Origin of the sequence: Geoalkalibacter sp. (assembly GCF_030604225.1) — a bacterium.
Taxonomy (GTDB): Bacteria; Desulfobacterota; Desulfuromonadia; order Desulfuromonadales; family Geoalkalibacteraceae; genus Geoalkalibacter.
On sequence record NZ_JAUVWH010000015.1, the window covers coordinates 1 to 25,006 of the forward strand.

At 64.5% G+C, this 25,006-nt stretch carries 22 protein-coding genes; 20 read left to right on the forward strand and 2 right to left on the reverse strand.

Features of this window, described 5'->3' with window-relative positions; genetic code table 11:
* The 4 genes from QAT43_RS03275 to rsmI form a co-directional block, all read left to right on the forward strand.
* The coding region (locus tag QAT43_RS03275) for a ribonuclease HII (RefSeq protein WP_305041608.1) at nucleotides 1-531 on the forward strand (531 nt) is incomplete at its 5' end.
* Complete coding sequence (locus QAT43_RS03280) at nucleotides 528-890, forward strand: YraN family protein (RefSeq protein WP_305041609.1); 363 nt, start codon at nucleotides 528-530, stop codon at nucleotides 888-890. The genes QAT43_RS03275 and QAT43_RS03280, both read left to right, overlap by 4 nt.
* A gap of 18 nt (nucleotides 891-908) precedes the next feature.
* A complete protein-coding gene (locus QAT43_RS03285) occupies nucleotides 909-2,855 on the forward strand; it encodes an NAD(+) synthase (RefSeq protein WP_305041610.1) in 1,947 nt (648 codons plus the stop codon).
* 8 nt (nucleotides 2,856-2,863) lie between these two features.
* The gene (gene rsmI / locus QAT43_RS03290; protein WP_305041611.1) at nucleotides 2,864-3,700 is read left to right on the forward strand and encodes a 16S rRNA (cytidine(1402)-2'-O)-methyltransferase; all 837 of its coding nucleotides are present in this window, start codon (nucleotides 2,864-2,866) and stop codon (nucleotides 3,698-3,700) included.
* Between the two features lie 22 nt (nucleotides 3,701-3,722).
* Here rsmI and QAT43_RS03295 read toward each other — a convergent pair whose 3' ends face one another.
* Complete coding sequence (locus QAT43_RS03295) at nucleotides 3,723-4,001, reverse strand: acylphosphatase (protein WP_305041612.1); 279 nt, start codon at nucleotides 3,999-4,001, stop codon at nucleotides 3,723-3,725.
* Entirely contained in the window at nucleotides 3,998-6,010 is a 2,013-nt protein-coding gene (gene ligA / locus QAT43_RS03300) for an NAD-dependent DNA ligase LigA (RefSeq protein ID WP_305041613.1), read from the reverse strand. Before ligA ends, QAT43_RS03295 begins: the two co-directional genes overlap by 4 nt.
* Nucleotides 6,011-6,174: 164 nt before the next feature.
* On the opposite strand from ligA, the gene QAT43_RS03305 reads away from it, so the two are divergent.
* From QAT43_RS03305 to ftsZ, 16 genes are all read left to right on the forward strand, one after another.
* Nucleotides 6,175-7,437 carry an HlyC/CorC family transporter gene (locus tag QAT43_RS03305; RefSeq protein WP_305041614.1) on the forward strand — a complete coding sequence of 421 codons (1,263 nt, stop codon included), beginning with the start codon at nucleotides 6,175-6,177 and terminating at the stop codon, nucleotides 7,435-7,437.
* 196 nt (nucleotides 7,438-7,633) lie between these two features.
* Complete coding sequence (gene mraZ / locus QAT43_RS03310; RefSeq protein ID WP_305041615.1) at nucleotides 7,634-8,077, forward strand: division/cell wall cluster transcriptional repressor MraZ; 444 nt, start codon at nucleotides 7,634-7,636, stop codon at nucleotides 8,075-8,077.
* 12 nt (nucleotides 8,078-8,089) lie between these two features.
* Nucleotides 8,090-9,034: a 16S rRNA (cytosine(1402)-N(4))-methyltransferase RsmH gene (gene rsmH / locus QAT43_RS03315; protein ID WP_442900196.1), complete on the forward strand. Its 945-nt coding sequence runs from the start codon at nucleotides 8,090-8,092 to the stop codon at nucleotides 9,032-9,034.
* Between the two features lie 20 nt (nucleotides 9,035-9,054).
* The gene (gene ftsL / locus QAT43_RS03320) at nucleotides 9,055-9,372 is read left to right on the forward strand and encodes a cell division protein FtsL (protein WP_305041617.1); all 318 of its coding nucleotides are present in this window, start codon (nucleotides 9,055-9,057) and stop codon (nucleotides 9,370-9,372) included.
* 65 nt (nucleotides 9,373-9,437) lie between these two features.
* Nucleotides 9,438-11,393: a penicillin-binding protein gene (locus tag QAT43_RS03325; RefSeq protein ID WP_305041618.1), complete on the forward strand. Its 1,956-nt coding sequence runs from the start codon at nucleotides 9,438-9,440 to the stop codon at nucleotides 11,391-11,393.
* Between the two features lie 32 nt (nucleotides 11,394-11,425).
* The gene (locus QAT43_RS03330) at nucleotides 11,426-12,937 is read left to right on the forward strand and encodes a UDP-N-acetylmuramoyl-L-alanyl-D-glutamate--2,6-diaminopimelate ligase (protein WP_305041619.1); all 1,512 of its coding nucleotides are present in this window, start codon (nucleotides 11,426-11,428) and stop codon (nucleotides 12,935-12,937) included.
* 3 nt (nucleotides 12,938-12,940) lie between these two features.
* Entirely contained in the window at nucleotides 12,941-14,338 is a 1,398-nt protein-coding gene (locus QAT43_RS03335) for a UDP-N-acetylmuramoyl-tripeptide--D-alanyl-D-alanine ligase (protein WP_305041620.1), read from the forward strand.
* A gap of 10 nt (nucleotides 14,339-14,348) precedes the next feature.
* Complete coding sequence (gene mraY, locus QAT43_RS03340; RefSeq protein WP_305041621.1) at nucleotides 14,349-15,425, forward strand: phospho-N-acetylmuramoyl-pentapeptide-transferase; 1,077 nt, start codon at nucleotides 14,349-14,351, stop codon at nucleotides 15,423-15,425.
* A gap of 4 nt (nucleotides 15,426-15,429) precedes the next feature.
* Nucleotides 15,430-16,794, forward strand: coding sequence for a UDP-N-acetylmuramoyl-L-alanine--D-glutamate ligase (murD, locus tag QAT43_RS03345; RefSeq protein WP_305041622.1), 1,365 nt, complete (start codon nucleotides 15,430-15,432; stop codon nucleotides 16,792-16,794).
* 2 nt (nucleotides 16,795-16,796) lie between these two features.
* Nucleotides 16,797-17,903 (forward strand): putative lipid II flippase FtsW, encoded by a 1,107-nt coding sequence (gene ftsW / locus QAT43_RS03350; RefSeq protein WP_305041623.1) that lies wholly within the window; start codon nucleotides 16,797-16,799, stop codon nucleotides 17,901-17,903.
* Complete coding sequence (gene murG / locus QAT43_RS03355) at nucleotides 17,900-18,979, forward strand: undecaprenyldiphospho-muramoylpentapeptide beta-N-acetylglucosaminyltransferase (RefSeq protein ID WP_305041624.1); 1,080 nt, start codon at nucleotides 17,900-17,902, stop codon at nucleotides 18,977-18,979. The genes ftsW and murG overlap by 4 nt, the downstream gene beginning before the upstream one ends.
* Nucleotides 18,980-19,005: 26 nt before the next feature.
* Complete coding sequence (gene murC, locus QAT43_RS03360; RefSeq protein WP_305041625.1) at nucleotides 19,006-20,397, forward strand: UDP-N-acetylmuramate--L-alanine ligase; 1,392 nt, start codon at nucleotides 19,006-19,008, stop codon at nucleotides 20,395-20,397.
* A gap of 62 nt (nucleotides 20,398-20,459) precedes the next feature.
* Nucleotides 20,460-21,386, forward strand: coding sequence for a D-alanine--D-alanine ligase (locus QAT43_RS03365; protein WP_305041626.1), 927 nt, complete (start codon nucleotides 20,460-20,462; stop codon nucleotides 21,384-21,386).
* Between the two features lie 52 nt (nucleotides 21,387-21,438).
* A complete protein-coding gene (locus QAT43_RS03370; RefSeq protein WP_305041627.1) occupies nucleotides 21,439-22,347 on the forward strand; it encodes a cell division protein FtsQ/DivIB in 909 nt (302 codons plus the stop codon).
* A 23-nt stretch (nucleotides 22,348-22,370) separates the two neighbouring features.
* Nucleotides 22,371-23,600 (forward strand): cell division protein FtsA, encoded by a 1,230-nt coding sequence (gene ftsA / locus QAT43_RS03375; protein ID WP_305041628.1) that lies wholly within the window; start codon nucleotides 22,371-22,373, stop codon nucleotides 23,598-23,600.
* 61 nt (nucleotides 23,601-23,661) lie between these two features.
* On the forward strand, nucleotides 23,662-24,825 hold the full coding sequence (gene ftsZ / locus QAT43_RS03380) for a cell division protein FtsZ (RefSeq protein ID WP_305041629.1): 1,164 nt from the start codon (nucleotides 23,662-23,664) through the stop codon (nucleotides 24,823-24,825).
* Nucleotides 24,826-25,006: the final 181 nt, after the last annotated feature.

Below are 25,006 nucleotides of genomic sequence, written 5' to 3' on the forward strand. Positions count from 1 at the left end.
CCCCTGGCCGGCCCGGTGGTGGCCGCGGCGGTCATTCTGCCGGAGCGTTTCGACCTGCCCGGATTGACGGATTCGAAAAAGCTTAGCGAAAAGCAGCGCCAAAGACTCTATCCCCAAATTCGCGCGGCGGCGCTGGCGGTGGGTATCGGCGTGGCCTCGGCGGCGGATATCGACCGCCTCAATATCCTGCAGGCCACACTGCAGGCCATGCGTCGGGCCGTCAAGCGGCTGGCGCTGCCCCCCGACTATCTGCTGGTGGACGGCATCACTCCGCTGCCCACCGACATTCCCCAACTCACCCTCAAGCAGGGCGATTCGCGCTCCCTGTCCGTGGCCGCTGCTTCGGTGGTGGCCAAGGTGGTACGCGACCGCATCATGAACGCCTTGGATCGCAGCTATCCCGGCTACGGCTTTGCCGGGCACAAGGGCTATGGCTGCCGCGCGCATCTCGACGCCATCGCCCGCCTGCGGCCCTGTCCCCAGCATCGACGCAGTTTTCGCGGCGTGCGGGAGCACCTGGAGGAGGCGTGACCCTCGCCCGCCAGAGCCTCGGCCGCTGGGGTGAGGAGGCTGCCAGCGCCTTTTTGCAAGAGCGGGGATTCCAGGTCGTCGCCCGCAACCTGCGCACGCCCCTCGGCGAAATCGATCTGATTGTCCGGCAGGGGCGCGACCTGGTGTTCGTCGAGGTCAAGACGCGGCGCACCGCCCGGTTCGGGGCGCCCCAGGATGCCGTGACCGTCCGCAAGCAGCGCCAGATCATCCGCGCCGCCCAGTGGTATCTGGGCAGCGGCCGCCACGGCGGGTTGCAGCCGCGCTTCGATGTGGTGGCGGTGCTCGCCTCCGCCGCCGGGCCGCGCATCGAGCATATCGCCAATGCCTTTACCCTGTAAGCCGCACGAGGACCTGCCATGAATCCGACTTTTGCCAACCTGGGTTATCTGCGCCTGGCCGTGGCGACCCCGGCCCTGCGCGTCGCCGATGTCGCCTTCAACGTCGATGAAATCCTGCGGGTCCTGGAGGCTCTGCGCGAGGAGGACGTGCAGTTCGCGGTGTTTCCCGAGCTGTGCCTGACGGGCTATTCCTGCGGCGATCTGTTCTATCAGGATCTGTTGCTGGAGGCGGGTGTCGCGGCCCTGCCGCGCCTTGCCGAAAAAAGTGGAGAACTGGGCATGGCGATGGTGGTCGGACTGCCGGTGCGCCACCAGGGCGCCTTGTACAACTGCGCCGCGTTTCTCGCCGAAGGCCGGGTGCTCGGCTTGGTGCCCAAGACCTTTTTGCCCAATACCAACGAGTTTTACGAGGAACGCTGGTTTGCCTCGGCCCGCGAAAGCCGGGCCACGGAAGTGCGTCTGGGCGATGTGCCGGTGCCCTTCGGCACCGATTTGCTGTTTCGCTGGCGGCAGCGTCCCGACTGCCTGGTCGGCATCGAAATCTGCGAGGATCTCTGGGCGGTGCAGCCGCCGAGTTTGGCCCAGGCCCTGGCGGGCGCCACGGTGCTGGTGAATTGTTCGGCGAGTCCCGAGATCCTCGGCAAGCAGGCGTATCGCCGCGCCCTGGTGCAGTCCCAGGCGGCGCGCTGCCTGGCGGCCTATGCCTACGCCTCGGCCGGTCCGGGGGAGTCCAGCACCGATCTGGTCTACTCCGGCCATGGCCTGATCGCTGAAAACGGCCAGGTGCTGGCGGAGAGCGAGCGCTTTTGCTTTGAGGCGCGCTGGGCGATCAGCGATGTGGATCTGCTGCGCCTGAGTCAGGAGCGCCTGCGCAACAACAGTTTTTCCGCCCAGGCAGCGCCCGGAGCCTGGCGGCTCATCGATTTCTCCTGCGCTGACCGGCCCCTGGCGCGACTGCGCCGCGAGATTCCCGAGCGTCCCTTCGTGCCCAGCGGCGAGGAGGAGCGCAGCGAGCGCTGCGGCGAGATCTTCGCCCTGCAAACCACCGCCCTGGCCAAGCGCCTGCGGCACACGGGCAGCCGGCAGGTGGTGATCGGCATCTCCGGCGGCCTGGATTCGACCCTCGCCCTGCTGGTGACGGTGGGGGCCTTCGACAAACTCGGCCTGGAGCGCAAAGGCATCCATGCCCTGACCTTGCCCGGCTTCGGCACCACCACGCGGACTCGCGGCAATGCCGAACAGCTCGCGGACCTGCTCGGCGTCAGCTTGCGCGTCATTTCCATCGACGCGGCGGTGCTCCAGCATTTCGCCGATATCGGGCACGACGGCCTGACCCACGACATCACCTTTGAGAACGCCCAGGCGCGCGAGCGCACCCAAATCCTCATGGACGTGGCCAATCAGGTCGGCGGGCTGGTCATCGGCACTGGCGATCTTTCCGAGCTGGCCCTGGGCTGGTGCACCTACAACGCCGATCACATGTCCATGTACGGAGTCAATGCCGGGGTGCCCAAGACCCTGGTGCGCTATCTGGTGGAATGGTGCGCCCACGCCCGGTTCAGCGGCGCCGTGTCCGAGGTTCTGGAGGATATCTGCGCGACGCCGGTGTCCCCTGAATTGCTGCCGCCCGACGCCAACGGCGACATCCGGCAGAAGACCGAGGAGCAGGTTGGCCCCTACCTGCTGCACGATTTCTTTCTCTTTCAGGCGGTGCGCATGCAGTTTCCGCCGCGGCGCATCCTGTTTCTCGCCGAACAGGTCTTCGCCGGGCAGTTCAGTCGGTCCGAGCTGCTGAAATGGCTGAGAAATTTCTATCGCCGCTTTTTCTCCCAGCAGTTCAAGCGCTCCTGTCTGCCCGACGGGCCCAAGATCGGCAGTCTGGCGCTTTCGCCGCGCGGCGACTGGCGCATGCCGAGCGATGCGAGCGCCGCCTTGTGGCTGGCCGAACTCGAAGGGCTGGAGTAGCTTCGCCCATGCCCGGCACTCTCTACATCGTCGCGACGCCCATCGGCAATCTCGAGGACATCACCCTGCGAGCCCTGCGGATCCTCAAGGAGGTGGCGGTGATCGCCGCCGAGGACACCCGCCACAGTTGCAAGCTGCTCAACCATTACGCCATCGCCACGCCCCTGGTGGCTTGCCACGAACACAACGAGGAGGCGCGTGCCGCGCAACTGCTGGCCCGCCTGCGGGACGGCGCGGATGTCGCCCTGATCAGCGATGCTGGAACGCCGGCCATTTCCGACCCCGGCTATGTGCTGGTGCGATGCTGTCGCGCGGCGGGTATCCGCGTGGAAGCGGTGCCTGGACCCTCGGCCGTCACCGCGGCCTTGTCGGTGGCGGGGTTGCCCTGTCATCGCTTTGCTTTCGAGGGATTTCTGCCGGCGAAAAAAAAGGCGCGCGAGGATTTGCTGCTGGCCCTGCGGGATGAGCCGCGCACCCTGGTCTTCTACGAGGCGCCCCATCGTCTGGCGGAAACCCTGGGCGCCGTGGCGCGGATTTACGGGGTCGAACGACCAGTGGCGGTGGCCCGCGAGTTGACCAAGAAGCATGAGGAGCTGTTCAGCGGCACCGCCGGGGAGGCCTGCGTCCATTTTGCCGGGGAGGTGCGCGGCGAGATCGTGCTGCTCATCGCGCCGGGCGAGAAAGCCCAGACCGAGCCGGAGGCGGTGCCCGCCGCCCTGCAACGCCTGGCCGCGGCGGAGGATCTGCCCCCCGCGGAACTGGTGCGGCGCGTCGCCAAGGCGACCGGCGTGGCGCGCGGCGCGGTTTATCAGGAATATCTCAGGTGGAAGGGGGAGAAGGCATAGGTTTTGTGGGACCTATGGAAAACTAAAAAACGATCTCGAAGGATTGAAATTCGCCATCGGCATCTTCGAGAGCCAGCTCCACCCGGTCCACCCGGGCCGCCGCCGGACCCTGGCGGCACCAGTCGAGCATGGTGCGCACGCTGGGTTCATCGCCCTCGAAGACCGCCGCCACCGCGCCGTCGGCGAGGTTCTTCACCCAGCCGCCCAGTCCCAGCTGCCGTGCCCGATCCCGGGTGTGGTAGCGAAAACTCACCCCCTGCACCCGCCCCTCGATGCGCACCCGCGCGCGAACCTGTTTCATTGGTCCTCCATCATCCGTAAAAAATCGTCCTCGCCGAGCACGGCCACGCCAAGCTCGCGAGCCTTGTCGAGTTTGCTGCCGGCGTCATCGCCGGCCACCAGGTAGGAGGTCTTGCGGCTCACCGAGCCTGAGGCGCGGCCGCCGCGCTGCTCCACCATCGCCTCGGCCTGCTGGCGCGTCATGCGGGTGAGGGTGCCGGTAAAGACAAAGGTCTTGCCGCTCAAGGTCGCGTCCCGGGGGCCGGTTTCGGATTCCGGCCGCACGCCGCCTTCGCGCAGGCGCTCAAGGAGACGGCGGTTGCCGGAATCGCGGAAAAAGGCCGTCACGCTCTCGGCCACCTGAGGGCCGATTTCGTGGATGGCCAGCAACTCCTCCTGGGTGGCCTCGGACAAGGCTTCGAGGCTGCCAAAGCGGCGGGCGAGGAGCTTGGCCCCGTGTTCGCCGACATGGCGCAGGCCCAGGGCGTAGAGGAACCGCGCCAGGGGGCGCCGGCGGCTGGCGGCGAGGGCGGCGAGGAGATTGGCGGCGGATTTCTCGCCCATGCGTTCGCAGCGCAGCAGATCCTCCTTGCTCAGGGCATAGAGATCCGCGAGGTCGCGGATCAGCCCCAGGCGCAGCAGTTGATCGATGGTGCGCTCGCCCAGTCCCTCGATGTCCATGGCGCCGCGCGAGGCGAAATGGCGGATCGTCTCCTTGAGCTTGGCCGGGCAGGCCGGATTGAGGCAGCGATAGACCACTTCGCCGGGCAATTGTCGTGCCTCGGAGCCGCAAACCGGGCAACTGCGCGGCGGCGGCAGGGGGCGCTCGTCGCCGCTGCGTTGTTCGGTCAGGACCCGCACCACGTCGGGAATCACGTCGCCGGCGCGTTCCACCACCACCTGATCGCCGATGCGCACGTCAAGCCGGGCGATTTCGTCCCAGTTGTGCAGGCTGGCGCGCGAGACGGTCACGCCGCTCACCTGCACCGGCTCCAGTTGGGCGACGGGGGTGATGGCGCCGGTGCGGCCGACCTGCGGCAGGATATCCTCGACCCGGGTCTGGGCCTGACGCGGCGGAAATTTCAGCGCCACCGCCCAGCGCGGCGAGCGCGACTTGGCGCCCAGTTCGTCTTGCAGGGCGCGGCTGTTGACCTTGGCCACCAGGCCGTCGATCTCATAAGGGATGGTCTCGCGGCGTTCCAGTAGTTGCGCGTAGTGTTCCCAGACGGCGGCCGCGCCGCGCAGGACGCGGGTTTGCTGAAGGTTCACCCGCAACCCCCATCCCCCCAGCTTCTCCAGAAGGGTGAAATGGTTGGCCGGCTCCTCGTCCACGCCCTCGATGCGACCGACGCCGTAGCAGAAAATCTTCAAGGGGCGCCGCGCCGTGACGCGTGGGTCGAGCTGCCGCAGGCTGCCGGCGGCGGCGTTGCGCGGGTTGGCGAAGGTTGCCTCGCCTTCTTCCTCGCGTTCGCGGTTGAAGGCGCGAAAATCGCTCAGATCCATGTAGACTTCTCCGCGCACCTCGAGAAGTTGCGGGTGGGGAGCGCGCAGGCGCAAGGGGACGGTGGGCAGGGTTTTGAGATTTTCCGTGATGTTTTCTCCGGTCAGGCCGTCACCGCGCGTACTGCCCGTTTCCAGCAGGCCCTGGCGATACACCAGCTCCACCGCCACGCCGTCCAGTTTCATCTCACAGACGTAGTCCAATTCGTCCTCGGTGGCGAGGAAGCGCCGGGCGCGCGCGTCGAACTCCCGCCATTCATTTTCGCCCAGGGCGTTCTCCAGGGACAGCATGGGCACGGCATGGGGCGCGGGGGCGAATTTGTCCAGGGGTTTGGCGCCCACCCGCTGGGACGGAGAATCGGCCGTGACCAGATCGGGGAACGCGGCTTCCAGGGCGAGCAACTCGCGCATCAGCAGATCGTAGTCGGCATCGGAAATCTCCGGCCGATCAAGGACATAATAGAGGTAATCGTGGTGTTCGATCCGCTCGCGGAGTTGTTGGTGGCGGATTTGGGCGTCACTGCGGTTCATGGGTTGCGAAGGTCCTTTCCTGCCAGGCGGTGAAGGCCCTTATAGCACAGCGGCCCGGCGGCTTCAATTTATGCCGCACCGCGGCTCAATGATTGTCATGCGTTCCGGCATCAGGTAATATTCCCCGGAATTACAATGCCTGTTTCGCTGTACTGGAGAAGGGAATGTCCGAGGACTTACTGTTTCGACTTGCCGTGCTCGGGGTGTTGTTTGTCCTTTCGGCCTTTTTTTCCGGGTCGGAAACCGCCCTGATGTCCCTGGACAAGCTGCGCGTCAAATACCTGGTCAAGAAAAAACGCAAGAACGCCGAGCGTCTGGAGGAGCTTCTCGACCAGCCGGAGAGCCTGCTCGGCGCCATTCTGGTCGGCAACAATCTGGTCAATATCGCCGCCTCGGTGTTTGCCACGGGGCTTTTTGTTTCGCTCTACGGGGAACGCGGCGAACTGCTCACCATTCTGGTACTGACCCCACTGCTGCTGATCTTTGCTGAAATCTGCCCCAAAACCTACTCGGCGAAAAATCCGGAGCGGGTGTCCTTCTGGGTGCTGCGCCCGATTCTGGCGGTCTTATGGCTGCTGGCGCCGGTCATCTGGGTGGTGACGCGCATCTCGCGCCTGCTCACCCGCCTGATTCAGGGAGAAGATAAGCCGGGACCGATCCTTTCCGAGGATGAAATCCGCAATATCATTTCCGTCGGCGAGGAAGCCGGGGTGCTGCCCAAGGAAAACCGGCACATGCTCCACGGCATCTTTGATCTCTCCGCCATCCGCGCTCGCGACATCATGATTCCGCGCACCGAGGTGGTTGCCATGGAAGCCGGCACCCCCTTCGACGAGGCGCTGGCTTTGGCGCGGGGCGCGCACCATTCACGATTTCCCGTCTATGAAGGCAGCCTCGACCAGGTCATCGGCATCATCCATTCCAAGGATATCCTGCGCTATGTCGGGCGCCCCCAGGATTTTCGCCTGCGCGAGTCCTGCCGGCCACCCTATTTTGTCCCGGAATCCAAGCGCATCGGCACCCTGCTGCAAGCCTTTCGTCGCAAGCGCGCGCATTTGGCTATCGTCGTCGACGAATACGGCGGCATGGAGGGGATCGTGACCCTGGAGGATATCGTCGAGGAAATCGTCGGGGAAATTCAGGATGAATACGATGCCGAGGAAGTCGAGATCCGCGAGCTTGGCCCACGGCAGTATCTGGTCGACGGCAGCGTGACCCTGCGGATTCTCAATCGCCGTTTCGGCCTGGAACTCGCCGAGGAGCATGCCAACACCCTGGCTGGTTTTCTCATGCACAAAATGGGCGTCATCCCCGAACAGGGTGCGGTCTGCGAGTGCGACGGCCTGGTCTTCACCGTCGTGCGTGTGGTGGAGCGGCGCATCGAGGAGATCGAGATGGTGTTGCCCGCCGAGGAAGAAAAAACTTAAAAATAATTCATTTGTTACGCGACTCCGCCTGTCGAGGCCCTCTTTCCGGGGGCCTTTTTTATTGCATGAACAATAAGGCAAGGTCGCAAAAAATCTAAAAAAATTAAAAAAATCTCCTTGACACTCCCGGGGGTGGGGGCTATATTTTTCCCAAAATGTGGGGAATGGTGTCATTTTCGGCCAAGCAGGGGGTTGGGTGAGCTTTACCGGTGAATTTCACAACACCATCGACGCCAAGGGGCGCGTGAGCATTCCGGCAAAATTCCGGGAAGTTCTGCGTCAGTTTGGTGACGAGGGGCTCAAGCTCACCAAGAATATGGACGGGGGGCTCTCCGCCTATCCCCTCGAGCGCTGGCAAGCCATTGAGAAGGACATTGCCGCTGTTGCCCCGGGTCCGCGCCGCACCGCGCTCAACCGCTTGATTCTCAATCCGGCGGAGAGTTGCGCCTTTGACAAGCAGGGACGTATCCAACTCCCTCAGGCCCTTCGCGCCTATGCCGGCTTGGAGCAGGACGTGGTAGTGGTCGGTGGGATCGAGAAAATCGATATTTTCAGTCAGGCGCGCTACGCCGAGGTCAATCGCGAGTCTCAGGACCTTCTGCGCGCCGATCCTCAGTTCGTCGCCGATCTGGGGCTCTAGATGGGGGCGAGTATCGCCGAGGGGCATGTGCCGGTGATGCCCAAGGAAGTGCTGGAGTATCTCCAGCCGTCAGGCGGCGGCATTTTCCTCGATGGAACCCTGGGTGGTGCCGGACATGCACGATTGATTCTGGAGGCCGCCGCACCCGCCGGGCGTTTGATCGGTCTGGATCGAGACCCGGCCGCATTGGGCCGTGCCCGAAAGCTATTGGCCGACCAGGGCGCGCGGGTGGTTCTTTTTCATCGCAATTTTGCCGAAATGGCTCAGGTCGCGGCTGAGCTGGGAATCGCCGGAGTCGACGGCATTCTGCTGGATCTCGGGGTGTCTTCCTATCAGCTGGATGAGGCGGAGCGCGGTTTTTCCTTTCGCAGTGACGCGCCCCTGGACATGCGCATGGACCCCTCGGTCGGCAGCACCGCCGCCGAAATCCTCGAAAGCGCCGAAGAGCGCGAGCTTGAACGAATTTTTCGCGATTTTGGGGAGGAGCGCTTTGCCCGGCGCATCGCGCGCCGTGTAGTGGAGATTCGCCGCACCCAACCTTTGCGCACCACCAGCGAACTGGCCGAGTTGGTGCGCGAAACGGTGCCCGGCGGCAAGGTGCCGGGCCGGATTCACCCCGCCACGCGGGTCTTTCAGGCACTCAGGATCTTTGTCAACGACGAATTGCGGCACGTGGAGGAGGGCTTGCGCCAAGCCGTCGATCTGCTGCTGCCGGGGGGGCGGCTGGTGGTCATCAGCTTTCACTCCCTGGAGGACCGCATCGTCAAGCATTATTTTCGCGAGGAAGCGCGCGGCTGCATCTGCCCGCCGCGGGTTCCGCGCTGTGTGTGCGGGCATCTGCCGCGGGTCGAATTGTTGACCCGGCGCGGCGTGCGGCCCGCCGCGGAGGAAGTCGAAGCCAATTCCCGGTCGCGTAGCGCGGTGTTGCGGGCCGTGCGACGGCTGCCTTCGTCTTGAAGTGACCGACAGGAGAGACCATGGCCCATTCCCTTCCCCAACTTTTACCCTCCGGCGTGCGGCTGAGTCTGACGCGTCCACGTCTGTTGCCGCTGCTGCTGTTTGTCGGCCTGGTGCTGGTGATCTCGCTTTTCTTCGTCTGGTCGCGCATCCAGGTTTTTCAGCTCAAGTACGAGATTTCCACCTTGGAGACGACTCTGCGCGAGGCGCAGCAGGAGGAGCGGCAGCTGCGTCTGGAAGTGGCCAGCTTGCGCAACCCCTCGCGCATTGAAAGTATCGCCCGCACCAAGCTGGGCTTGCGTCAGCCCCTGCCCGAACAGATCATCAACGTGCGCTGAGTCTTGATGAGAAAGGACCCTCCTGAAAAGTGGCTGCTATCCGACCCAACCAAAGTGTCGAGAACGTGGAACGCTGGTTCCGCCTGCGGCTGCGCCTGGTCGGCGTCCTGTTTCTGGCAGCCTTCGCGGTGGTGGTGGGTCGCGCCTATTACCTTCAGGTACGCAATGGCGAGATGTGGCAAAAACGCGCCGAGCAGCAGTTTCAGCGCGCCGTTCCCCTGGCCCCGCAACGGGGCACCATCTTTGACCGCAACGGCGAGGAAATGGCGGTCAGCCTCGAAAATGATTCCATCTATGCCGATCCGAGCCGCCTGAAGGATGTCGCGGAAACCGCGCGCCAGCTGGCCCAGGCTTTGGAACTCAAGGCGTCCGATCTGCAGAAAAAACTCAGCGGGCCGCGCGGATTTGTGTGGGTGAAGCGCCGAGTGACGCCGGCGGAAAGCGAGCGGGTCAAAGCCTTGAGTCTGGCGGGCATCGGCTTCATCAAGGAGCACAAGCGCTATTATCCCAATGCGGAGATCGGTGCGCAGCTGATCGGCTTCACCGGGCTTGATCCCCAGGGCCTTGAGGGTTTGGAACTCGCCTACGACGGTTTCCTGCTCGGTGACGGTGGCTACCTGCTGATGGAGCAGGACGCCCTGGGGCGCGGTATGACCGCCGGCAACAACGTCGTGCGCGAAGGCGATCTCGGCCACAGCCTCTATCTGACCATCGACCGCAACCTGCAATTTTTGGTGGAAAAGGAGCTGGCGGCGCAGGTTAAGGCCATGCGTGCCCGGGCCGGCACGGTGGTGATGCTGGATCCGGCCACGGGGCGTGTGTTGGCCATGGCCAGCCAGCCCGACTACAACCCCAATATGTTCTGGAAGTACAAGCCGGCCCAATGGCGCAATCGCGCCATCGGCGATTCCCTGGAACCGGGTTCGACCTTCAAGATTTTTCTGTTGGCGGCCGCGCTGGAGCAGGGCGTGGTCAAGAAAAACCAGACCATCTACTGCGAAAACGGCAAATTTCGCGTCGGCGGGCGCACCATCAACGATCATAAGCCCTACAAGAATCTGACGGTGCCCGAAATCCTCAAGGTCAGCTCCAACATCGGCACGGCCAAGATTGCCAAGTCGCTGGAGCGCGAACGTTTTCATCACTACATCGAGCGGTTCGGTTTCGGCGCCCAGACGGGCATCGACCTGCCCGGCGAGGCGATCGGCCTGGTGCGCAATCCGTCCCAGTGGTTTGAGATCGACCTGGCCGCCATCTCCTTCGGCCAGGGGATCAGCGTCACGCCCATGCAATTGGCGGCGGCCACGGCCGCCATTGCCAATGGGGGAACCCTGATGCGTCCCTACCTGGTGGAGAAGATCGTCGACAGCCGTGGCCAGGTGGTGCGTCAGCAGGCGCCCACCGCCGTGCGTCGCGTGGTGTCGCGGGAAACCGCCGAACTGGTGCGCGAGATGATGGCGACGGTCACCGAAACCGGCGGCACCGGCACCCTCGCGGCGGTACCGGGTTTTCGCGTCGCGGGCAAGACCGGCACGGCGCAGAAGGTCGATCCCGTGACCGGTGGTTATTCCGTGGACAAGCGGGTGTCCTCTTTTGTCGGTTTTGTGCCGGCCGAGGATCCGAAGGTCGTCATGGTCGTGGTGCTCGACGAACCTCAGGAGCATACCTATGGCGGCCTGGTGGCCGCGCCGGTGTTTTCGCGCATTGCGACGCCGGCCTTGATTCACCTGGGCGTCTCGCCGACCACGCCCAAGGGGGAAAGCCCTCTGCCGCCGGTGGTGGAGGCGCGCAACCTGACGCCTCTGGCGCCGCTCATCGAGCCGGAACCCGGGGGCGAGGGGCCGGGGCGCATGCCGGATCTGACCGGCATGAGTTATCGCCAGGTGCTGCAAGTCATGGAGCGTACCGGCCTCAATATCCGCCTGGAGGGATCGGGGCGGGTGGTGGAGCAGGTGCCGCGCTTCGGTGAGCCGATTCGTTATGATTCCGAGGTGCGCGTGCGCCTCGCCAGTTCGTCTTAAAGCTTTTGACTTTTTCCGACAGGAATAGGAAAATGCGCGATTCTGTGAATTTTTCCCAACTGATTTCGGGATATTCTCCGGCGGCGAACCTGCCGGATCCGCAGATCAGCGCCCTGCATTACGACAGCCGCCGGGTGGTCCCCGGCAGCGCATTTTTCGCCCTGCGCGGCGAAAATGCCGACGGTCATCAGTTCATCGGCCAAGCCATCGCTCGCGGCGCGGTGGCGGTGGTCATGGAGGAAGCAAGAGAGCTTCCCGCCGGGGTTGCCGGTCTGGTGGTGCCCGACACGCGCGCGGCCCTTGCCGAGGCCGCCGCGGTGTTTTTCGGCGATCCGACGGCCGGCCTGCGGGTGGTGGGCGTGACCGGCACCAACGGCAAGACCACCACCACCTGGCTGCTCGAAGCGATTCTGGCCGAGGCCGGTCATCGCCCGGCGGTCATGGGCACGGTGAATTACCGTTTCGGCGCACGCCAATTGCCCGCGCCCCATACCACCCCCGAAGCACTGGAGCTGATGCAGGTGGTTCAGGATTTTCGCGCGCAGGGCGCGGACAGCCTGGTGATGGAAGTTTCGAGCCACGCCCTGCAACAGCACCGGGCGGACGGGGTGCGCTTTTCCGTGGGCGTTTTCACCAACCTCACCCCGGAGCATCTTGATTACCACGGCGACATGGACGCCTACTACGCCAGCAAGAAGCGCCTGTTCAGCGACCTTCTGCCGCGCGATCTGGGGCGTGCCGTGATCCATGTGGGGGATGAGTTCGGCAGGCGCCTCGCGGCCGAGGTGCCCAATGCCCTGACGTGCGGGTGTCGTGACGATGCCCAGGTCAGGCCTCTGGCGGCGGAGCTCTCCCTGGAGGGAATCCGCGCCCGGATTCAGACGCCGCGCGGCAGCCTGGATATCCATTCGCGGCTCCTCGGGCAGTTCAACCTGGAAAATCTGCTGTGTGCCATCGCCGCGGCCGAGGCGCTGGAACTGCCGCAGGCGGCCATAGTCGCCGGACTGGCGCGGGCTCCGCAGGTTCCCGGGCGGTTGGAGAGCGTGGACAACCAGCGCGGGGCGGTCATCCTGGTGGATTACGCCCACACCGGCGACGCCCTGGAAAAGGCCCTGGTCACGGTGCGCGCCCTTGAGCCCCGCCGGGTTCTGGTGGTGTTCGGCTGCGGCGGCGACCGGGACCGGCGCAAGCGCCCGGTCATGGGCGCCGTTGCCGCGCGTCATGCCGACCTGGTGGTGGTGACCAGCGACAACCCGCGTAGCGAAGAACCCCAGGCCATCATCGCGGAGATCTTGGCGGGCCTGCGCGAGGCCGGCTGCCCGGCCCTGACCCGGGAGGAACTGGGGCGGGCGGGGGGGCGCGGCTATGTTGTCGAGCCGGATCGGCGGCGCGCCATCACGCTTGCCGTATCCCTGCTGGCCCAGGGCGATCTGCTGCTGGTGGCGGGCAAGGGACACGAGGATTATCAGATTGTGGGCAGCGAGCGTTTTCACTTCGACGATCGCGAGGAAGTGAAGCGCGCGCTTGGGGAGCAGGAGGTCTAGCTGATGAAACTTGATTTGGCAACCATAGCCCGGGTGACGGGCGGAACGCTGTTGCCGCCGGGAGCCGGCGGTACGGTTGAAGGAGTTTCCAGCGACAGCCGCTCCATTGAGTCGGGCGAACTGTTCGTGCCCCTGCGCGGTGAAAATTTCGACGGGCACGATTTTCTCGTGCAGGCGGCGCGCCGCGGCGCCGCGGCCTGTCTTTCCGAGGAAATCGTCGCCGGGTTTCCCGTGCCGGTGATTCATGTGCCGGACACCCTGCGCGCCATGGGCGATTTGGCCGCCGACTGGCGGCTGCGCTTGGCGGGACCGTTGGTGGCGGTGACCGGCTCTTCCGGAAAAACCACCACCAAGGAAATGCTCGCGGCGATTCTCGAACAGACCGGCGCGGGGCTCAAAACCGAGGGCAATTTCAACAATCTCATCGGCGTGCCCCTGACGCTGTTCAAGCTCAATCCCGAGGAGCATCGCTGGGCGGTGATCGAAATGGGCATGAGCGCCCGCGGTGAAATCGCCCGCCTGGCGGAGATCGCTCGCCCCCAGATCGGCATCATCACCAACATCGGTCCGGCCCATCTCGAAGTCCTGCAGGGAATCGACGGCGTGGCGCGGGCCAAGGGTGAGTTGTTCATCGCCCTGCCGCCCGGCGGCACCGCCATTGTCAATGCCGATGACCCACGCACCCGTGAGTTGCCCGTGGCCAACGGCGTGCGGCGCCTGCTGTTCGGGGAATGCGAGAGCGCCCAGGTGCGGGCGCGCGAGATCCGCGTCCAGGGTCACGAGGCGGCTTTCAAGTTGTGTCTGGGCGAGCAGGAGGTTCTCGTGCGCCTGCGCGTGCCGGGCCGCCACAACGTGCTCAACGCCCTGGCGGCTGCCGCCGCGGCCCATGCCCTGGGCGTCGCGCCGGCCCTGATCGCCCGCGGCCTGGGGCGCTACCGCCCCATCGCCGGACGTCTCAATCTGGCCAATCTGCCCGGCGGCGCCCTGCTCATCGATGACAGCTACAATGCCAATCCCCTGTCGGTCAAGGCGGCTCTTGCCACCCTGGATGAGCTGCCGGGCGGCGGCCGCCGCATCGCCGTGCTCGGTGACATGCTGGAACTGGGGCCGGAGGCGGCGAGCCTGCATCGGGAAATCGGCGCCGAAGCCGCGCGGCGCTGCGATCTGCTCGTCGTGCTGGGCAACATGGCGCAAGAACTCGCCGCCGGTGCCCGTGCGGCGGGCATGGACGAGAGCCGGGTGTGGATCGCGCGCGATCACCAGGACATCGCCAACCGTCTGCAGGATGTTCTGGTTCGGGGTGATCGTTTGCTGGTCAAGGGATCGCGGGGCATGAGAATGGAGAAAATCTGCGCACTGCTGCAGGAACGTCAGGAGTTCCGGCTGGCCGTGGTGATCTGAGGACGGACGCATGCTCTACCACCTGCTGTACCCGCTGCATACCGAATATTCGGCGTTCTATGTGTTCCGGTTCATCACCTTCCGGACCATATACGCGACCATCACCGCCCTGGTGATCTCTTTCCTGATCGGTCCCTGGCTGATCAACAAGCTGTCGTCCCTGCAGATCGGCCAGTCGATCCGCAAGCTCGGGCCCGAATCCCATTTCAAGAAAGAGGGCACGCCGACCATGGGCGGCACCCTGATTCTCTGCGCCATCGTGCTGCCGACCCTGCTGTGGGCCGATCTGACCAATCTCTATGTGTGGGTGGTGCTGCTGGTCACGGTCGGTTTCGGCATCGTCGGCTTCAGCGACGACCTGCTCAAAGTGCGCAAGCGCAACAGCGACGGGCTTTCCGCGCGGTCCAAGATGTTCTGGCTGCTGCTCATCGCCTTTGCCGCCGGTTTGATCCTCTATGTCTATCCCCCCTTTCAGACCACCCTGGGTGTTCCCTTCTTCAAGAACGTGCGGCCCGAATTGGGCCTTTTCTACATTCCCTTCGCGCTTTTGGTCATCGTGGGCGCCGGCAACGCCGTGAACCTCACGGATGGCCTTGATGGCCTGGCCATCGGCCCGATGATCATCGCCTCGGGCACCTATCTGCTCTTCGCCTATCTGGCGGGCAATGCGCGACTGGCCGAATATCTGCAGATCAACCCCGTGCCCGGAGCCGGCGAACTCTCGATCCTGTGCGGCGCCATGGTCGGCGCGGGGCTGGGGTTTCTCTGGTTCAACAGCTATCCCGCCCAGGTGTTCATGGGCGATGTGGGCAGTCTGTCCCTGGGCGGCGCCCTGGGCACCATCGCCGTCATCACCAAGCAGGAAATCGTGCTGGTGATCGTCGGCGGGATTTTTGTCCTGGAGGCGCTGTCGGTGATCTTCCAGGTCACGTCCTTTCGCCTTTACGGCAAACGGATCTTCAAGATGGCGCCGATTCATCACCATTTCGAGCTCAAGGGCTGGCCCGAGCCCAAGATCATCGTGCGTTTCTGGATCATCAGCATCATTCTGGCGCTGGTGTCCCTCTCGACCCTGAAGCTGAGGTAAGGCCGTGAATCCCTATGCCGGAAAAAATGTGGCGATCGTCGGCGCGGGCCGTACCGGCTTGGCGCTGGTCGGTTATTTCCTGCGCGCGGGGGCACGCCTGACTCTTTCCGACCGCCGGGAGCGCGACCGCATTCCCCAGGCCGAGACCCTGACGCAGGCCGGCGTGCGCCTGGATTGTGGCGGGCACAGCGCGGAACTGCTCGGCGCAGCCGACCTGATCGTGGTCAGCCCCGGCGTGCCCCTCGATCAGCCGGCCCTGGCGGCGGCCGCGCGCGCCGGCGTGCCCATTCTCGGTGAAATCGAAATTGCCTGGCGGGCGCTCAGGGCACCGCTGGTGGCGATTACCGGCACCAACGGCAAGTCGACCACCACCACCCTGTGCGGCGATATCTTTCAGGCTTGGGGAAAAAAAACCTTTGTCGGCGGCAACCTCGGCCAGCCGCTCATCGATGCGACGCGCGAGGACGGCTGGGACTGGCTGGTGGCCGAGTTGTCCTCCTTCCAGTTGGAGGCGGTGGCGGATTTCCGGCCGCGTTTTGCCCTGCTGCTCAACATCACCGAGGATCACCTCGATCGCTATCCCGACATGGACAGCTACCTGGCGGCCAAGGCGCAAGTCTTCGCCCGCCAGCAGAACGATGACGTCACGGTGCTTAACCTGGAGGATCCGCTGGTGCTCAAGGCGGCGGCGGAGTGCCGGGCACGCAAGGTGTTTTTCTCCTCGGCGCGGGTTCTCGATGAGGGCATGGGATTTGACGGTGACGCCCTGGTCTGGCGCATGGGCGGTTGCGAGGAGCGTTTCGCCGTGGCCGACATGCAGCTGCGCGGGTTGCACAACGTCGAGAACGCCATGGCCGCCCTGATCCCGGCGTTGCTTTCCGGCTGTCCGGCCGCTCTTGCCTGGCGGGCGGTCTGCGCTTTTGGCGGCCTGCCGCATCGCATGGTGCCGGTGCGGCGGCTCGATGGGGTGACCTGGTACAACGATTCCAAGGCGACCAACGTCGGCAGCGTGGTCAAGAGCCTGGCCGGACTGAGCCATCCGGTGACGCTGATTGCCGGGGGCAAGGACAAGGGCGGCGATTATGCGCCCCTGGTGCCGCTGGTGCGCGAGCGGGTCGCTCACCTGATTCTCATCGGTGAAGCGGCCGCGCGCATCGAATCGGTCCTCGGTGCGCTGGCCCACTGCCTGCGGGCGTCGGATATGGCCGACGCGGTTCGGCGTGCCCGCGAGCTGACCCCGGCCGGAGGAACGGTGCTGCTCTCGCCGGCCTGCTCCAGCTACGATATGTTTCGGGATTTTGAAGAGCGCGGCGATATTTTCGCCGGCCTGGTCAAAGCTCTGCCGGAAGGCGAAGCCAAGGCGGTCTAGACATGACGATCCGACGCGAATTCGATACGGCGATTCTGCTTCTGGCGGTGGTGCTCACCTGCTTCGGGGTGGTCATGGTCTATTCGTCGTCGTCGATCATGGCCGCCAAGCGTTTCGGCGATGACTTTTTCTTCCTCAAGCGTCAGGGGATCTTCGCCGTCGCCGGCTTTGCCCTGATGGCCGCCGCCATGTACATCGACTATCGCTTCTGGCGTCGCTTGACGGTCTTTGTCATGGCCACCGCGGTGATCCTGCTTGTCTTGGTGCTGATCCCGGGGGTCGGGGCCAGTGTCGGCGGCGCTTCGCGCTGGCTGCGCCTGCCGGGGTTCTCGGTGCAGCCGGCGGAACTCGCCAAGCTGGCCATGGTGTTCTACCTGGCCCATTCGCTGGCGCGCAAGAAAGACAAGATGAAAAGTTTCAAGCTCGGTTTCCTGCCCTACATGCTGGTGCTGGGCTGCCTGCTGGGGCTGTTGCTGCTGCAGCCCGACCTGGGCAGCGCCATGGTCATCGCCGGTGTGTCCATGGCCATGCTCATGGTCGGCGGCGCGCGCCTGAGCTACCTGATTTCGGTGGCATTGCTCGCGGTGCCGGTGCTCTACATGGCGATCATGCAGGTCGATTACCGCCGCCGGCGCATCCTGGCGTTTCTCGATCCCTGGGAAGATCCCTACAACACGGGTTTCCAGATCATCCAGAGCTGGACCGCCTTCGGCCTGGGCGGCGTGTTCGGCAAGGGCCTCGGCGAAGGCCAGCAGAAACTCTTTTATCTGCCCGAGGCGCATACGGATTTCATCCTGTCCGTGGTCGGCGAGGAATTGGGCTTTGTCGGCGTGCTGGTGGTGGCCGCCATGTTTCTGGTGCTCTGCCTGCGGGGCCTGCGCATCGCCCAGCAGGCCCCGGATGACTATGGACGCCATTTGGCCTTCGGCCTGACCTTTCTCATCGGCCTGGGCGCTTTCATCAACATGGGCGTGGTGCTCGGCTTGCTGCCCACCAAGGGCCTGGCCCTGCCGCTGCTCTCCTATGGGGGGACCAGTCTTCTGACCACCCTGTTCGCGCTCGGAGTTCTGCTCAACATCTCGCGCCAGAGCAGGGAGGACAAGCCATGAGGATGCTGCTGGCGGGTGGTGGAACCGGCGGTCACCTGTTTCCCGCCGTTGCCTTGGCCGAGCAGCTGCTGCGCGAGGAACCCGATGCGCAGGTGCTGTTCGTCGGCACCGAACGTGGCCTGGAAAGTCGTGTGCTGCCCCGCCTTGGTCTTGCGCTGCGCAAGATCGAGATCAGCGGCCTGGTGGGCAAGGGCTGGCGGCACAGGTTGGCCCTGCTGCCCCAGCTGCTGAAAAGTTTTTGGCAATCCTGGGCGATTGTGCGCGAATTTCGACCCGACGTGGTGGTCGGTGTCGGCGGCTACGCTTCGGGCCCGGTGCTGGCCGTCGCGCGCCTGCTCGGCTACCCGGTGTTGATTCATGAGCAAAATGCCCGTCCCGGGTTGACCAATCGTCTGCTGGCGCCCTGGGTGCAGCGCGTCTGCCTGTCCTTTGCCGAGGCTCAGGATCTCTTGCGCCGCGCCTCGGTGGTGGTCACGGGCAACCCGGTGCGTCTCGGATTGGCTGATTGCCCGCCGCCACCGCCGGGCACGCCCCATCTCCTGGTGTTCGGCGGGTCCCTGGGCGCGCGCGCCATCAATGACGCGATGCTGGCCACCCTGCCGGAGTTGGCCGACCTCAAGGGCCGGATTGGTCTGCTGCACCAGACGGGCGAGGAGGATCTGCAGCGGGTGCGCGAGGGGTATCGAGCCGCCGGCTGGAATCCCGAGTGGGTGGTGCCGTTCATCGACGACATGAGCGCGGCCTATCGCCGGGCCCATCTGGTGGTATGCCGGGCCGGGGCCACCACCCTGGCGGAATTGACGGCCTGCGGGCGAGCCGCCATCCTGGTGCCCTATCCCCATGCGGCGGGCGATCACCAGACGGCCAATGCCCACGCCCTGGCGGAAAAGGGCGCGGCGCTGCTGCTGCCCCAATCCCAGTTGACCCCCGCGCGGCTGGGACAATTGGTACGCGATCTGCTCGCGGATCTCGATCTGTTGACTTCCATGGCCGGGGCCGCCCATGCCCTGGGCAAAAGGGACGCAGCCGCCGCGATTCTCAAGGAATGCCGGGCGATTGCCCAAAAACGCAAGTAGCGCCTGATCCTGCAAGCGGAGAAAGCATGTACGGAAAGATCCGAAAAATTCATTTCGTCGGCATCGGCGGCATCGGCATGAGCGGCATCGCCGAGGTGCTGCTCAATCTCGGCTATCAGGTGTCGGGGTCGGATCTGCGCGAAAGCGAGATCACCCGGCGGCTGGCCGACCTTGGCGGCGAGATTTTCTACGGCCATCGCGCGGAGAACCTCCGGGATGTGGATGTGGTGGTGACCTCTACGGCGGTGAAAAAGGACAATCCCGAGGTCGTGGATGCTCATCGACGCCTGATTCCGGTCATCCCGCGCGCGGAAATGCTCGCCGAATTGATGCGCATGAAGTACGGCCTCGCCGTGGCCGGCACCCACGGCAAGACCACCACTACCAGCATGGTGGCAACCCTGCTGTATCATGGCGGCATCGATCCGACCTCTGTCATCGGCGGGCGTCTCGATTCCCTGGGTTCCAACGCGAAACTCGGCCAGGGCAAGTTCCTGGTGGCCGAGGCCGACGAGTCGGACGGCTCCTTCATGCTGCTCTCGCCGACCATCGCGGTGGTGACCAACATCGATGCCGACCACCTCGATTTCTACCGCGACCTGGAGCAGATCAAGGACACCTTTGTCGATTTCATCAACAAGGTGCCCTTTTACGGCCTGGCGGTGCTCTGCCTCGACGATCCCAACATCCAGGCCATCATTCCCCGGGTCAAGAAGCGATTTCTCACCTACGGCCTCGCCGGCCAGGCCGATTTGCATGCCACCGACATCGTGCATCAGGCCGGGCGCACCTCCTTTCGCGTGCATTGCCGCGGCGAGGATCTGGGCCAGGTCAGCTTTCGCATGCCGGGACGTCATAACGTCCTCAACGCCTTGGCGGCCATCGCCGTGGCCATGGAAATCGGCATTCCCTTCTGGAACATCGCCGACGGTTTTCAGGATTTCGGCGGAGTGCAGCGCCGTTTCCAGATCAAGTACGACGCCCAGGACATCATGGTGGTCGATGATTACGGACACCACCCGGCCGAGATCAAGGCCACCCTGGCCGCGGCCCGCTCGGGCTGGGATCGCCGCGTCATCGCCGTCTTTCAGCCCCATCGCTTCAGCCGCACCCAGGCCCTGTTCGAGGAATTCGTCACCGCCTTCTATCAGGCCGACCATCTGGTGGTGACCGATATCTACGCCGCCGGCGAAGAGCCCGTCGCCGGGGTCGACAGCGCCGCCCTGGTGGAGAGCATCCGCCGCCACGGCCACAAGGATGCCCATTACGTCGGCGAGCGCAGCGCCGTGGTGCCGCACCTCGCGCCCCTGCTGCGGCCCGGCGACATGGTCATCACCCTGGGGGCGGGCAACATCTGGCAGGTGGGGGAGGATCTCATCCGCCATCTGCGTGAGCGCGACAAGGGCGCCATTTCTTGAACCTAATTCCCCGCGATGACAGAAAACGTCATTTTCGAGGATTGCAAACAGGATAGCAGGCCATGACCCGAGAAGAACTCAAACAGCGTCAGATCGCCGTACTCATGGGCGGGCTCTCCGGTGAGCGGGACGTGTCCCTGCGCACCGGCGCGGCGGTACTCAAGGCTCTGCAAACGCGCGGCTATCGTTGCCAGGGCATCGACGTGAACCGCGATCTGGCCCGACAACTGCGCGACAGCGGCGCCGAGGTCGCGTTTATCGCGCTGCATGGCCGCTTCGGCGAGGACGGCACCGTGCAGGGGCTTCTCGAACTAATGGATATCCCCTACACGGGCAGCGGTGTCCTGGCCTCCAGCCTCGCCATGGACAAGGTCGCGACGAAAAAAATGCTCATTTACCATGACCTGCCGACCCCGGGTTTCGAGGTGTATCGGCGCGGCGCCGATCTGGAAGCGCTGCTCGCGCGCTGCCGGCACTTCCCCCTGGTGGTCAAGCCGGCGCGGGAAGGCTCGACCCTGGGCATCACCATCGCCCGCGACCTGGAACATCTGCGCCGGGGGATTGACGAGGCCCTGCGCTTTGATGACCAGTTGCTGGTGGAGGAATATATTCCGGGGCGGGAAATCACCGTCGGGGTGCTCGACGGCGAGCCCTTGCCGGTCATCCAGATCGAGGCCCAGGGCGGTTTCTACGATTTCGGCGCGAAGTACACCAGCGGTCGCACTGAGTATCTGCTGCCCGCGCCCCTGGAGCCGGCCCTCTATCACCGCCTGCAGGAAGCCTCGGTTGCCGCCTGCGAGGTGTTGGGCTGCACGGGCGCCGCGCGGGTCGATTTTCGGGTCAACGAGCGTGAATTCTACTGCCTGGAAGTCAATACCATTCCCGGCATGACGGAAACCAGCCTTCTGCCCAAGGCCGCGCGGCAGGCCGGCATCGACTTCGAGGAGTTGGTGCTGCGGATTCTGGAAGGGGCCGGCGTCAACAAGTAGGCCGGTTCGCGGCGGTGGATCAACAGGGGCCGAGGCCCCGGAAAAACGAGCGATGCGCGATTACAAATCAGTCACCCCTCCCAAGGTCAAGCCGAACAAGGTGCGTCGGGTGCGCAAGCCCCGCGACTTGCAGCGGCTCGTCAAGGCCAGGGGCAAGGCGAACAAGGCGCGCCCCGAGCGCCAACCGCGCGACTGGAAGGTGCTCTTGCAGAAGACCCTGCGTTGCGCGGTGGCGCTGGTCAGCACGGCACTGATCGTCGGTGGCGGCGTCATCGCGGCGCATATGCTGGTGGCTTCGGATTATTTCCGCATCGAGGCGGTGCGCGTGGAAAACGCCGCGCGCGTGACGGTCGAGGAAGTCGTGGGCCTTTCCGACATTCAAATCGGCAGCTCGATTTTTGATCTCAATCTGGATATGATCGGACGCAGGATCGAGGAGAATCCCTGGATTGCCACCGCGCGCATCGACCGCGTTTTTCCGCGCGAGGTGGTGATTCGCCTGGAGGAGCGCCAACCGCGCGCCATCGTCAATCTCGGCTATCTCTATTACGTGGATGCCGACGGCGAGGTGTTTAAAATGCTCAGTGCCGGTGACCGGCTGGATTTTCCCGTGATCACCGGCATCGAACGCGAGGACCTGCTGGACAAGCCCGAGCACACCCGCGAGCGCCTGCGTCAGGCCCTCGCCCTGATCGACGAGCTGGCCCAGCGGCGGCGCTTCAATCTGGAGTCGATTTCGGAGCTGAGCCTCAACCGCGAGGAAGGCATCTCGCTTTACACCTACCTCGACGCGGTGCCGGTGCAGCTTGGCGAGGGCGATTTCGCGCAGAAACTCGATCGTCTGGAACAGATCTACAAGGAGCTTGAGCCGCGGCTGCCGGCCCTGAGATACATCGATCTCAAGGTGCCCGACCGCGTGATCGTGAAGGTTGACAACAGGCAGCAAAAGGCCAGGGGCTAAGGCCGCCGGGGAAGGGGAATGTTATGAGCAACAGGAAGGACAATCTGGTCGTCGGGCTGGACATCGGCACCACCAAGATCTGCGCCATCATCGGCAATCTCACCGCCGAGGGGATCGACATCGTCGGCATCGGCACCAGTCCCTCGAAAGGCTTGCGCAAGGGCGTGGTGATCAACATCGAGAGCACCGTGGCCGCGATCCGCAAGGCCTTGCAGGAGGCCGAACTCATGGCCGGCTGCGAGATCAAGTCGGTCTTTGCCGGCATAGCCGGTGGTCACATCAAGGGGTTCAACTCCCAGGGGGTGATCGCCATCAAGAACCGCGAGGTCACCAGCGAGGACGTGCGCCGGGTTATCGACGCGGCCAAGGCGGTGGCCATCCCCATGGACCGCGAGGTGATCCACATCCTGCCGCAGGAATTCATCATCGACGACCAGGACGGCATCAAGGAGCCCCTGGGCATGAGCGGCGTGCGCCTCGAAGCCAAGGTGCACATCGTCACGGGCGCGGTGGCCAGCGCGCAGAACATCATCAAGAGCTGCAATCGCGCCGGCGTCGACGTGGCCGACATCGTGCTGGAGCAACTCGCCTCCGCCGAGGCGGTGCTCTCCGCCGACGAGAAGGACCTGGGCGTGGCGCTGGTCGATATCGGCGGCGGCACCACCGACATCGCCATCTATATCGACGGCGCGATCAAGCACACGGCGGTGTTGTCCCTCGGCGGCAACCACCTGACCAACGACATCGCCGTGGGCCTGCGCACCCCCATGGCCGAAGCCGAAAAAATCAAGCATGCCTACGGCTGCTGCCTGACCTCCATGGTCGAGAAGGATGCCACCATCGAGGTGCCCTCCGTGGGCGGACGCGAGGCGCGCGTGCTCTCGCGTCAGTTGCTCGCGGAAATCCTCGAGCCGCGCGTTGAGGAAATCTTCACCCTTGTGAATCGCGAAATCCTGCGCAGCGGCTATGAGGATCTCATCGCCTCCGGGGTGGTGATCACCGGCGGCACCTCGATTCTGCCGGGCATGCCGGAGCTGGCCGAACAGATTTTCGGCATGCCGGTGCGCCGCGGCGTACCGCGCGACATCGGCGGACTGACCGACGTGGTCAATTCCCCTGTTTACGCCACCGGCGTTGGTCTGGTTAAATACGGCTGCAAGAATCTCAACATCAAGAATTTTTCCATCGATCAGGAAAACATTTTCGACAAGATCGTTAGACGCATGAAAGAGTGGTTCGGCGAATTTTTCTGATGCCTCAACAAACCGTCCGGAATCGCGGAGAGATTCCGGAAACAGCCCGCGGGAGGGAGACATGTTTGAATTCGAAGAAAATTTGGATCGCACGGCGAAAATCAAGGTCATCGGCGTCGGCGGCGGTGGCGGCAACGCGGTCAACACCATGATCGACTGCCACCTCGAAGGAGTGGATTTTCTCACCGCCAATACCGACGCCCAGGCGCTCAAGACCAGCAAGGCGCCCATGAAGGTACAGCTCGGCGGCAAGCTGACCAAGGGTTTGGGCGCCGGCGCCAATCCGGAAATCGGCCGCGAGGCGGCGCTCGAGGACCGCGCGCGCATCGCCGAGTTTCTCGAAGGCGCGGACATGGTGTTCATCGCCGCGGGCCTGGGCGGCGGCACCGGTACCGGCGCGGCGCCGGTCATCGCCGAGGTGGCCAGGGAAATGGGCGCCCTGACGGTGGGGGTGGTGACCAAGCCCTTTACCCGCGAAGGCCGCCAGCGCATGAAGAAGGCCGAGCAGGGTGTGGATTGCCTGAAGAAGGTGGTCGATTCCCTCATCGTCATCCCCAACGACCGGCTGCTTGGGCTGGCCGGCAAGAACATGAGCATTCTCGACGCCTTCAAACCCTCCGACGACGTGCTGCGCCAGGCGGTGCAGGGCATCAGCGACCTGATCACCACCAGCGGCCTGATCAACGTCGACTTCGCCGACGTCAAGGCCATCATGAGCGTGCGCGGCATGGCGATGATGGGCATCGGGATGGCCTCGGGCGAGAAACGCGCCGCCGAGGCCGCGCAGAAGGCCATCAGCAGCCCGCTGCTGGAGGAGATCGACATCTCCGGCGCCAAGGGCGTGCTGGTCAACATCTGCGGTTCGAGCAGCCTGACCATGGAAGAGTTCGAGGAAGCCTCGCGCATCATCCACGACAAGGTCCATGAGGATGCCAACATCATCATCGGTCTGGTCGTCAACGAGGAACTCGGCGACAGCATCAAGATTACCGCCATCGCCACCGGCTTTGGCGAGTCCTTCGAGAAGACCCGCGCGGCGACGGACGAGATCAAGGCGCAGGCGGCCGCCGCCCTGCGCGCCAAGGAAAACACTGATGTGCCGGCGTTCATCCGCGAGCGCCAGCGTGAGAGCATCCGCAGCATGCGCTCGAACCTTGGGGCCAACGTCGCCGGCAGCGAGGACGAATACGATATCCCCACCTTCCTGCGCAAGCGGGTTGACTGAGGGATCGCGCGCCTTCGACATTTTTCGTTTTGCCGGGGGCTTGCTCCCCCGGTCACGCGGGTTTGATGAGCGCATCCCCGAGCCGGTTCTCCGCCCGGCGTCCGAGGGGAAAAGTGCGTGTGATGTAGTGTTGTTCTCCCTCCACCAAGGGACCGTCGCGTGCGGTCCCTTTTTTCTTGGC